This window comes from Vibrio penaeicida, assembly GCF_002933855.1.
In the GTDB taxonomy this organism is placed as follows: Bacteria; Pseudomonadota; Gammaproteobacteria; order Enterobacterales; family Vibrionaceae; genus Vibrio; species Vibrio penaeicida_A.
Map to the genome: position 1 here is coordinate 235,664 of NZ_BFAQ01000012.1, position 11,129 is coordinate 246,792.

Genomic DNA, 11,129 nt, shown 5'->3' on the forward strand with positions numbered 1-11,129 from the left:
CTGAATAACGTTATTGCCTAAACAGCGGGATTACTGAATTTAAGGAAGCGAATGCTATGGATAGTCATTACCAATCTGAATCCTTTTTGAAATCGCACATTCAAAGCATCATGGATTTTTACCACCCTGATTGCATGGACAATAAGCGCGGCGGGTACATCAATCAATTTCGGGATGATGGTTCGATTTTCGATCTCGATACCAAGCATCTGGTTGGTACTTGCCGATTTGCATTCAATTACTCGCTTGCTTATCTCAATAATGGCGATGTGCAATATCAAAAAGCAGCAGAACATGGCGTTCGATTTTTACTGGAGCATCACAAACAGCGAGATGGCGGGTATGCGTGGGTATTGAACGGTTTGGATGTCGAAGATGGAACTCGGCATTGCTATGGTCATGCCTTTGTTTTACTCGCAGCAGCCGCTTCCATCAAAGCCAATGCTCCAAGCGGTCGTACATTATTGAATGACATATGGGATGTGTTGGAAGTGCGGTTTTGGGATAAAAATGCCCAGTTATATGTGGATGAAATTTTAGAAGGCAGTTGGAGCAACATTTCACCTTATCGTGGCCAAAACGCCAACATGCACATGTGCGAAGCCATGATTTGTGCTTACGAAGCGACAAAAGAACAACGATTTCTCGATCGAGCCGTTACTCTAGCAAAACGAATTTGCGTGGATTTAGCCAGCCAGTCCGATGGGCTGATTTGGGAGCATTACGATCAAGATTGGAACCACGATTGGGAATACAATCTGGACGATCCCAAACACTTGTTCAGACCATGGGGATACTTGCCTGGGCACTTTACCGAATGGTCTAAATTGCTTCTGATATTGTCTCGTTACCACAAAGAAGACTGGATGGTTCCAACAGCGGCTCATTTATTCGATGTTGCGGTGCAAGTAAGTTGGGACGATGAATCAGAAGGTATGAATTACACCTTTTCTCCCGACAAAGAAATAGTAGATACCGACCGATACTATTGGGTTGTGGCAGAAACCATTGCCGCTTCTGCAGCGCTTGCGGTAGAAACGGGCGATAAAAAATATTGGCAATGGTATGAGACTTTATGGGGCGTTGCCGATCGACATTTTATCGATCACACCTACGGTGGCTGGTATCGGTTGCTCGACCACAGTAATCAAAAATACAACAACTTAAAAAGCCCACCAAGTAAAACGGACTATCATCCACTGTCTGCATGTTTTGAAGTTCTGCAGAGTTTAAAAAGAATTTAACCGCGTTTTTTAATACGAGTGAACCATGGTGCTCTCACCGAGAGCTGCCACGGCACAGGCGTGTCTTTAAAACGCAATTCTGTTCAAAAGGACAAGGAATAGAACCATGTTTAAATACAAAATGTTTAACAGCAAAAAAATATTACTGCTGGGTGCAATTCTCAGTAGCACAGTACTTGGGTTTTCTTCACCCAGTATCGCAGCGGAAAAGGAAAAGCAGCTGCGTTTTACTTACCTTACACAAACGGGTATCGATAACACATTTTGGCAGACGATCAAACGTGGAATGGATGACGCTTGTGCCTTGCTAAAAGCCGATTGCCAACTGCTGTTTACGCAAGAAAACGGCAATCTTCAGATGCATCTACAAAATATAGAAACCGTGACCAACCAAGGTGTGGATGGAATTGTGACGGTGATTGTAGATGACAACTTGTACGATGAAGCGCTGCAACGTGCCGTCGATAAAGGCATCCCCGTTATTGTGTCGAATGTCGATGATACACAGGGCGAGCTTGGCAATGCTCGGTTAGCGTTTGTTGGGCAAGATTTGTTTCAAGCTGGCTACGAAGTAGCAAAAGGGTTAGCGGAAAAATTCGATAGAAGTAAACCTGCTCATGTGGTGCTAGGTCTAGCCAGACCAGGGGAAAGCTGGGCAGAAGACAGAATCGGTGGTGCCAAGAAATACCTAAACGAATTGAATGCTGCAAACCCTGACTGGAAAGTTACTTATGATGTGATTGATTCGGGTAACGACTTATCCATTACGGGTTCACGAATTTGTCAGTACATCCAAGGTCACCCTGAAACCAATGCGGTAATCGGAGCCGGTTTTTGGTTTGCTGGGGCTGGCGAATGCTTGCGCGATTTAGGTAAGAAGCCAAATGAAATACTAATGGGTGGCTTTGATTTAGTGCCAATTTTGATAGATGAAATGAAAAAAGGGTATGTGCATTTAACCGTCGACCAACAACCTTATTTGCAGGGCTATTTGCCAATTCTCCAACTTCATTTGATCAATAAATTCGGTTTGAGTGCTTGGGATGTCAATACGGGTAAAGCCCTGATTACGTTAAGTGATGTTCCAGAACTTGAAGGGTATATCGATCAGGGAGTGCGCTAAATGGAACAGGAATTAGGGGGCAGTAGTGCCCCCGTTCACAAGGATGGGAATATGATTTACCGCCAAATTAAAGATCTACTATCCAGACCTGAAGTGAGCGCGTTCATTATGTTGATGGTTATGTTGGCGCTTTTCTCAGCGTCCAACCCTTACTTTCTGACGCTCAACAATTTCATGATCATTTTGCAGCCCATTCCTGAAATTACTTTGATAGCGATTGGTGTCACCATTTTGATGGTATCGGGTGAATTCGATTTGTCGGTGGGCTCAGTTTTTGCGTTTTCACCCATGATCATGGTGTTGTTACTTGCGGCTGGTATACCGGTGGGGCTTGCTATCGTTGTCGCTCTTATAGGAGCGGCGGCTGTTGGGCTATGTAACTCATTTATTACGTTAAAAATTGGGTTGCCTTCTTTCATTACCACACTGGGCATGCTGTTTATGATCCGCAGTTTGACGATAGTGATGTCGGGCGGTTTCCCACCGCCATTCCCACGCGATATGGATACATCATGGTTGGTAGGACGTGTGGATTTACTGCGTGCGTCTATCTTTTATTTGGTCGCGTTTGCGATAGTGTTGTCTATGTGGCTAAGAAGAACTGACTTCGGCAGTTGGATCTACGCGACAGGAGGAAACACACAAGCTGCACACGACATGGGTATCAATACCGCATTGGTGAAAACCACTGCCTTTGTTTTGTGTTCGGTGCTCGCAGGTTTTGCAGGCATCATCCAATGTTTTCGGATTAAAGCCATTATTCCCACCATGGGTACAGGGTTCGAACTTCACGCGATTGCCGCTGCCGTTATCGGTGGTGCAGCCTTAACTGGAGGCGTAGGCACCGTCATGGGGGCGATCATTGGGGCGCTTCTTATCGCGTTCATTGAGAATATCATCATCATTAATCGCATTGATGCCAACTGGTTCAAATTTGCTGTTGGCGCGATGATAGTTTTCTCCGTAGCGTTAAACACATATACCCGCCGAATGGCGGACAAAATGAAAGTATAGGAGGCTGAAAATGGAATCTCCCTTACTGGAATGCCGCAATATATCAAAGTCTTACTCTGGTGTTGAAGCTTTGCAAAACGTCAACTTATCGATTGGACGTGGTGAGGTTATCGGATTAATCGGCGATAACGGAGCAGGCAAATCGACGCTGATTAAAATTTTGTCTGGTGTTCATACCCAAAGCAGTGGTGATATTTTTATTGATGAAGAACCGGTCACAATTCGAAACCCAAGACACGCAATGGGTTTGGGTATTGAAACCATTTACCAATACACCGCAATGGTGCCGGAAATGTCCATCGTGCGGAATATGTTTATTGGGCGAGAAATGCGCAGAAAAGGACCAAGAGGGTTTGGGTGGCTGAACGAATCCAAAATGGCGGATGAAGCCATAAAAGCGATTAAAGATGTCGGCTTGGATTTGGAATACCCACATCGCCCGATAAAAGAGCTGTCTGGTGGGCAACGTCAAGGTGTTGCGATAGCCAGAGCCATCTATTTTCGGTCTCGAATCCTCATCTTAGATGAACCGACTAACCACTTATCTGTTAAAGAAACTGATAAGGTTCTGGAATACATTGAAATGCTGAAAAATCAGGGGGTAACCTGCATTTTTATCAGCCACAACTTGCACCATGTGTCTCAGGTTTCTGACCGTATTGTCGCCATGGCACGGGGAGAGAAAACCGCAGATCTTCCCATCGAGGATACATCGGTAGAGCACATGACTAGGCTTATAAGCTAAGAGGGGCAAGCATGAAATATCCAAAAATCACTGATATTAAAGCGACGACAATTACCGTTCCGCTGGAAGCGCCTTTGCGCCACTCAAATGGCGCACATTGGGGGAGATTTGTACGCACCGTTGTTCAAGTCGAAACCGATGTTGGCATTGTTGGGTTAGGGGAAATGGGCGGTGGTGGCGAGTCTGCGGAAGCCATGATTGTTGCCTTAAAGCAGTACCTAATCGGGCATAACCCTTTTGAGCTCGAAGCGTTGCGTATGAAGATATGCAACCCAACCGCCAGCTTATACAACAACCGAACGCAATACCATGCAGCGATTGAATTTGCCTGTTTGGACATTTGTGGCAAGTTTTTAGGCGTGCCTGTGTGCGATTTACTTGGCGGAAAAGTCAGAGACGAAGTGGAATTTGCGAGCTACTTATTCTTCCGATTCAATAATGATGATGGCTATGGGGAAGTGCGTACTCAAGAGCAGCTTGTAGAGCACGCGCGCGACCTTAAAGAGCAGCACGGATTTCGGGTTCATAAACTTAAAAGTGGCGTATTCCCACCGAAATATGAATTAGCCTTGTTTCGAGCGTTGGCGCATTCCTTACCAGATGACCAAGTCCGATACGACCCTAATGCCGCATTTTCGGTTGAAGAAGCCATTTGGTTTGGTCGCAATATTGAAGACCTCAATAACGATTATTACGAAGACCCAACGTGGGGTCTGAATGGTATGAGAACGGTCAGAGACCGCGTGAAAATCCCGAATGCGACCAACACAGTCGTGATCAATTTTGAGCAACTCGCGACCAATGTGCGTGACCCGGCAGTGGATGTGATTCTGTTGGATACCACCTTTTGGGGAGGGATCCGTAATTGCATTAAAGCAGCCAATGTATGCGAAACGTTTCAAACCAGTGTGTCGGTGCATTCCTCTGGTGAGTTGGGCATTCAATTAGCAACCATGCTGCACTTAGGGGCGGTTTTACCCACGCTGACCTATGCGGCGGACGCGCATTATCACCACCTTACAGATGACGTGATCAAAGGGGGGAAAATGACCTATCGAGATGGGAAAATACAAGTTCCGACAACTCCCGGGTTAGGCGTTGAGCTCGATGAAGACAAACTGAAACACTACGCAGAGCTGTATAAAAAGCTGGGTGGTTACCTCTACGATAGAGATCCGTCGCGTCCCGACTGGTTTGCTTATACCCCCAATACTCAGTGGGCAGATCCGAACGGCTAAACAACGTTAGGTTTGAGCAAAAGGAGAATGAAATGGACACTTCACACTCACACCACGACCCTGACAAAAACAACGTCCTAGACAAGAGATTTGGTGATATAGAGGTCGTTTCGGGTGCGCGGTTTTCTGTAGGGGAAAGCCCGCTTTGGAATCCAAATGAAAGCAGTTTGATCTTCGTTGATATCATCGACAAAGCGTTGGTCACCATTGACCTAAATGGCAATTGCACCCGCATACAGACAGAGGACTTCCCAACAGCGTGCGCGCTAGTTGAACAATCCGATTCGCACCTTATTGTGGCGTTTGCGCAAGGTGTCAGCTTGGTCGATAGGCGCAACGGAAAAGTTCTCCCCGTTTCTCAGCCCGATCAAATGCAAGGGAATCGTCTCAACGAAGGAAAATGCGACCCGTTGGGGCGTTTTTGGGTGTCGTCCATGCAAACGAATCTTCATCCAGATGGCAGTGGAAAAGAGATGGATAGGGAGTCCGGCGCGCTGTTTAGCGTGGTTGGTGATGGTTTCTCTAAACGCTGGACCGAATACAACTTAGGGTTAACCAATACCATGGCTTGGTCGCCTGATAGAGAAACCTTCTACTTTGGTGATTCAATGAACAATGTGATTTGGGCGTACGATTATGAATTGGAGGCCGGTGCGGTGAGCAACCCGCGTATTTTCTTTCAAAATTACCCAAATGGTGCGCCGGATGGATCTTGTATCGACAGCGAGGGTTATTTATGGAATTGCCGATTTGGTGGCTCCGAAATTGTGCGGATTGCACCTGATGGTTCGCTCGATTCGGTAGTGCCTTTACCAGTAACCAACCCAACCAGTTGCACCTTCGGCGGGAAAAATGGCGATACTTTGTACATCACCTCCGCGCAGTTCTCTTTGACGCATGAACAGTTGAAGCAAAACCCAATAGAAGGGGCGGTACTGAGTTTTAAGCCTCGTGTTGGCGGTTCACATGAATACAAGTTTGCTTGCTCCGAAGACCTACTGAACCAACTCAATTTATAAAGGAAAGACGATATGACAATCATCCCAAACGATGAAAAGGCATTATGGGTCGGAAGAATTTGGTCAGCCGATGCTGCTGGCCCTTTGATTGTGTTGGTGAGGGAAGGGCAGGTATACGATCTCACCGATTCCTTTTCCACCGTGAGTGAACTTCTCGACAGTGAAAACCTTTTATCTGCTTTGAATACTTGGGACAAAGCACCGATTGTTTCATGGCAAAACGTAGTTGAATCAAAAAGCAATCAATACCATTTGCTCGCGCCGTTTGATTTGCAAGCCATCAAAGCTGCTGGCGTTACCTTTGCTGTCAGCATGTTAGAAAGGGTGATCGAAGAAAATGCCGATGGCAACCCGCAAAAAGCATCGGTATTACGACAAGAGCTTATTGACGCGATAGGCACGGATTTAGGGAAAGTAAACCCAGGCAGCGAACAAGCCATGCAACTGAAAACGTTGCTGCAAGAAAAAGGATTATGGAGCCAGTATTTGGAAGTGGGCATTGGTCTGGATGCGGAAATCTTTACCAAGGCACAACCCATGTCGAGTGTGGGTTTTGGCGCGCCAATTGGTGTTTTGTCGACATCCTCTTGGAATAACCCTGAGCCTGAAGTGGTACTTGCGGTTAACTCGAAGGGAAGCATTGTGGGCGCAACATTGGGTAACGACGTCAATCTGAGGGATTACGAAGGGCGCAGCGCGCTTTTACTCGGTAAAGCCAAAGACAACAACGCATCGTGCTCAATAGGACCTCTTATTCGTGTATTTGATAAGAATTTTACGCTGGCGGACATTGAGCGTGAAGTTGTGCACCTCACCATTGAAGGTAAAGATGGGTTTTCTCTGGGTGAATCCTCCGACATGGGTAAGATCAGCCGTTCACCCAAACAGCTGGTGAGCCAATTGATCGGAACTCATCATCAATACCCCGATGGCGTTGCCCTTTTTCTGGGTACGATGTTTGCCCCCATTCAAGACCGTGATGAACAAGGGAGTGGTTTTACCCACAAGGTGGGTGACGTAGTGAGCATTCATTCTCAACATTTAGGGCGACTTCAAAACACCGTTGATCACTGTGAGAAGCTGCCGCCGTGGACATTTGGTGTACGTGCATTGTATCGATACTTGAATGCTCGGCAGTCTAGTTAAACCGGCTATGGACAAAAGGGTAAAAGGATAAATTATTATGGCTAATCTAGGGCAAATCGTGGTTGGTGGTGCATGGGAAAGCGGAGTGGGACACCCCATCTATGCCACGAACCCCAAAAGCAACCAACCTCTACCGCAAGCGTTTCATTCTGCTAGCCTCTCGCAAACGGAAAGAGCGTGTACTGAGGCTGGTAACGCAAGTTTAGAGTTTTCAAGAACGGCACGCACCGAGCGTAGTGATTTTTTGCGAGCCATTGGCGAAGGGTTGCTATGTCGGGAGCCCGATATCGTTCAATTTGGAACACTCGAAACAGGGTTACCAGAAGCTCGCCTAAAAGGGGAATTACAGCGTACTATTGGACAACTCAATCTGTTCGCTGATCTTCTCGTCAGTGGGAGTGCATTTGAGGAATTGCACGACGAAGCGCTTCCAGACAGAACTCCATTACCGAGACCAGATTTACGTTTGATGAAGCGCGCTATCGGACCCGTCGCTGTATTTGGAGCCAGCAACTTCCCTCTGGCTTTTTCTGTCGCAGGTGGTGATACCGCTTCGGCATTCGCCGCAGGTTGCCCCGTGATTGTTAAAGCGCATTCATCGCACCCATATCTGTCTTACTTTACGGCTTCAGCAATTATAGATGCGGCAGAGAAAACCGACATGCCCGATGGCATTTTCAGTATGATTTATGGCAGTGGGAATACCGTTGGCAGTCAATTGGTGATTCATCCAGCCGTTAAAGGCGCTGGCTTTACGGGCTCGAAACAAGGTGGGTTGGCATTGAACAAGTTGGCACAAAGCCGAAACGTACCTATTCCGGTTTTTGCGGAAATGAGCAGTGTTAACCCTGTTTTTCTTTCAGCCAAATCACTGGTGAACCATTCGGAATCGTTAGCAAAAGGGTTATCCGATTCGGTTTGCCTTGGTGCTGGGCAATTTTGCACTAACCCCGGATTGGTTTTAGTGTGTGAAGGGAGTGAGACCGAGCTATTTATTCAGAAACTAACAGTGAACATGCACACTCAACCTGCACAAACCATGCTTAATAAAGGCATTTGTGAAGCTTACTACGCGGGAGTGAAACGCTTGGAATCATTGGGTGCGACGGTATTGAAATCGAGCATGAATACAAAACCCGACGTTAATACGCAGATCGATGACAGCGAGAATCAATGTGAACCTGCGTTGTATCGTATATCAGGAAAACAATTCTTAGTGGCACCGAATGAGTGGCAGCCGGAAGTATTTGGGGCATCGACACTAATTGTTGTAGCCAAAGATGAAACGGAAATATTGGCGATTCTGCAAACTTTGGAAGGGCAGTTAACCGTTACATTTTGGCTTGATACTGAAGATGATCCCGACGTACATCAACCGCTCATATCACAGGCGGAACAAATTTCTGGGCGAATCATTTTTAATGGATTCCCTACTGGCGTTGAAGTATGCCAGTCGATGGTTCATGGCGGTCCCTATCCTGCAACTACGAACGGTCAATTTACGTCTGTAGGGTCAACCGCCATTGAGCGATGGATACGACCAGTTTGTTTTCAAAACGCCCCTGACTGGGTGTGATTGCCTATGCGCTAAGCTTGGGTATAGACTTACATGCCCTTACATTTGGTCAGTGTATAAAGTGATAGCATCTCGTGGGAGAAATTTAACACGGGGTGGGCAATGAAAAACCTTAGAAGAACAGCCATCGCATGGTTTGCGATGATATTACCGTGCACCGCATTATCAGCAGGATTTGAAAATAGTGCATTCATAGTGAAAGGTGGCACTTCAAATTTTAAAGATACTGATACTAAGGACTCATTAAGTGGTTCAGCGGTTGGGATCGAGTTGTTCAATTTAAAACAAGCACCTGTCTTTAACACCATTCTTGGGGGAGGGTATCTATCTCATACCCGCCAAGATGTATCAAAAGGGCAAGATGCGTTAAAAATTGCCGATACATCGTTTGGTTTTGCGGTTGGTATTGGTTTTACAAACAATGTGTCTATATACGGTAAGCTTGGCCTTAGCTACCTTGAAACGGACATCAATAACTACCGTTCTGCCGATTTAGGGCACAAAGTATATGGCTTAGGTTTAAATTCCGGTGTAGGTGCAATGTATCACTTGGGGCAACTGAGTCTTGGTGCTGAATTTATTCGCAGTGATATAACGCAAAACAACTCTTCATCTATCGGTTATTTAAACGGTACTTATTCTAACTGGTACCTCACTGCTGGTTACGCATTTTAACATGAAGAAGTCGGTGATTTCGCTAGCTGGAGTCATGTGTTTGGTGGCTCTGACAGCATGTAAAGGCTCGGTAGTCGATGCAGTGTCATCCATACCTAAAAGTTCGGGTGAGGCAATAAATGACGGCAGCGCTGCTTACACTTCTCAACTATTTGGCAATAAGGTAACAGACCTTCTTGATGCCGTGAGCGTGACAGAAGACAGCTTGATTTTAGAGAACGTTGCGAGAAAAGCAACCTACGCGACGGATACTATTCTTGGGCAGGCGCTTAGTTCACTAAATCATGATTCAGTGGCTGATCTTAAAGCGGTTCTTAAAGCCGGTTCTACAATTAATAATGGTATTTATAGTGCAGAACTAGACAGTTTTTTTGAGAAGGACTTTGTGAAAATAAAGTCCTCTTCTGCGATTACCTTAATATCTGCACCCTCCAATATTATCGAAAGCAAAGAAACCATTGCGTCATTTACGTTAAATAATAAGAAAGGTCACGTAGATATAGTGATCCTAGATTTAGGAAATGGTGATTACTCGGTGTCATCGACAATTGGCAATCTTAAGTATTACTTAAATACGAATACATTCGAAGATGCATTAGGACTTGATTGGTTTGGTGTGTGTGAGATGACTTCTGAGGGATCGAACTATAAAGAGTGGGGGTGCGATTTTTCAGCTCCTGCAACTCAAAGTGATGGCGAGCTGTTTTACTCCCATGATCATCAAGTGGAGAAGTACACGTCTACAGACACCGGGATATCAAGTTCGGTATCGCTTAAATCACTTTCTGAGCATAGGTATCATCGCGATACCCGCGAGCTGCATTATATTCCGCCGATTGAGTTTAGTGCTAAACAGTGACGGATAGTTGTTTAAGAAAGTTGAAATCTAGGACGAGTTTCTCTGCAAAAATACTAGGTGCATCCGCGCTAATTTGAAAACGAAATACTGCCTAATGAGAAAGCGAAGACATTTACCAGAGCCGATAGATAACCTAACTTTGAATGACTTAATCACACACAATGGCGGGGATCTTCTCGTGAGTTGTTTAAGAGAGAAAAACAAACGCTTGTCCGACGCAGAGTTTGAAATTTACATCAATAAATTCAGAGGAAGTAAGAAGATCCGTAAGTGATTTAATTCGTACACCCACAAAAAAAGCCCGCATGCTGCGGGCTTCCTGTTTTAACCAAGCGAAATCATATGTAGCAAGTGCTATTGTGCCCAATAATCTAATCAAAACAATGTTTTAATTACTGGTGTTCCTGTATTTTCGATGCACCACACATTCTTCGTATATACCCAAGTGACTTCAAGATGCAGGATTCAGATCCTCATATTCTGTTTCAAT

Annotated in this window: 11 protein-coding genes; all 11 read left to right on the top strand. The window is 45.6% G+C overall.

The annotated features are described in order from the left end of the window. Positions 1–56: 56 nt before the first annotated feature. The 11 genes from VPNCDNU1_RS06590 to VPNCDNU1_RS28695 all read left to right on the top strand — a co-directional run bounded on the left by VPNCDNU1_RS06590 (position 57) and on the right by VPNCDNU1_RS28695 (position 10,913). The gene (locus VPNCDNU1_RS06590; RefSeq protein WP_104399626.1) at positions 57–1,244 is read left to right on the top strand and encodes an AGE family epimerase/isomerase; all 1,188 of its coding nucleotides are present in this window, start codon (positions 57–59) and stop codon (positions 1,242–1,244) included. A 106-nt stretch (positions 1,245–1,350) separates the two neighbouring features. Further along, the gene (locus tag VPNCDNU1_RS06595) at positions 1,351–2,367 is read left to right on the top strand and encodes a sugar ABC transporter substrate-binding protein (RefSeq protein WP_104399627.1); all 1,017 of its coding nucleotides are present in this window, start codon (positions 1,351–1,353) and stop codon (positions 2,365–2,367) included. Beyond that, positions 2,368–3,381, top strand: coding sequence for an ABC transporter permease (locus VPNCDNU1_RS06600; protein ID WP_237324097.1), 1,014 nt, complete (start codon positions 2,368–2,370; stop codon positions 3,379–3,381). It begins immediately after the preceding gene. 10 nt (positions 3,382–3,391) lie between these two features. After that, positions 3,392–4,126 (top strand): ATP-binding cassette domain-containing protein, encoded by a 735-nt coding sequence (locus VPNCDNU1_RS06605; protein ID WP_104399628.1) that lies wholly within the window; start codon positions 3,392–3,394, stop codon positions 4,124–4,126. A gap of 11 nt (positions 4,127–4,137) precedes the next feature. Further along, positions 4,138–5,364 (top strand): enolase C-terminal domain-like protein, encoded by a 1,227-nt coding sequence (locus tag VPNCDNU1_RS06610; protein WP_104399629.1) that lies wholly within the window; start codon positions 4,138–4,140, stop codon positions 5,362–5,364. 32 nt (positions 5,365–5,396) lie between these two features. After that, a complete protein-coding gene (locus tag VPNCDNU1_RS06615) occupies positions 5,397–6,383 on the top strand; it encodes an SMP-30/gluconolactonase/LRE family protein (protein ID WP_104399630.1) in 987 nt (328 codons plus the stop codon). 12 nt (positions 6,384–6,395) lie between these two features. Beyond that, positions 6,396–7,529, top strand: a complete 1,134-nt coding sequence (locus tag VPNCDNU1_RS06620; RefSeq protein ID WP_104399631.1) for a fumarylacetoacetate hydrolase family protein — start codon at positions 6,396–6,398, stop codon at positions 7,527–7,529. A 37-nt stretch (positions 7,530–7,566) separates the two neighbouring features. Beyond that, complete coding sequence (locus VPNCDNU1_RS06625) at positions 7,567–9,105, top strand: aldehyde dehydrogenase (NADP(+)) (RefSeq protein WP_104399632.1); 1,539 nt, start codon at positions 7,567–7,569, stop codon at positions 9,103–9,105. 102 nt (positions 9,106–9,207) lie between these two features. Next, positions 9,208–9,780 (top strand): outer membrane beta-barrel protein, encoded by a 573-nt coding sequence (locus tag VPNCDNU1_RS06630; protein ID WP_104399633.1) that lies wholly within the window; start codon positions 9,208–9,210, stop codon positions 9,778–9,780. Between the two features lies 1 nt (position 9,781). Next, a complete protein-coding gene (locus tag VPNCDNU1_RS06635) occupies positions 9,782–10,639 on the top strand; it encodes a hypothetical protein (protein ID WP_104399634.1) in 858 nt (285 codons plus the stop codon). Between the two features lie 94 nt (positions 10,640–10,733). Next, positions 10,734–10,913 (top strand): hypothetical protein, encoded by a 180-nt coding sequence (locus tag VPNCDNU1_RS28695; RefSeq protein ID WP_145959442.1) that lies wholly within the window; start codon positions 10,734–10,736, stop codon positions 10,911–10,913. Positions 10,914–11,129: the final 216 nt, after the last annotated feature.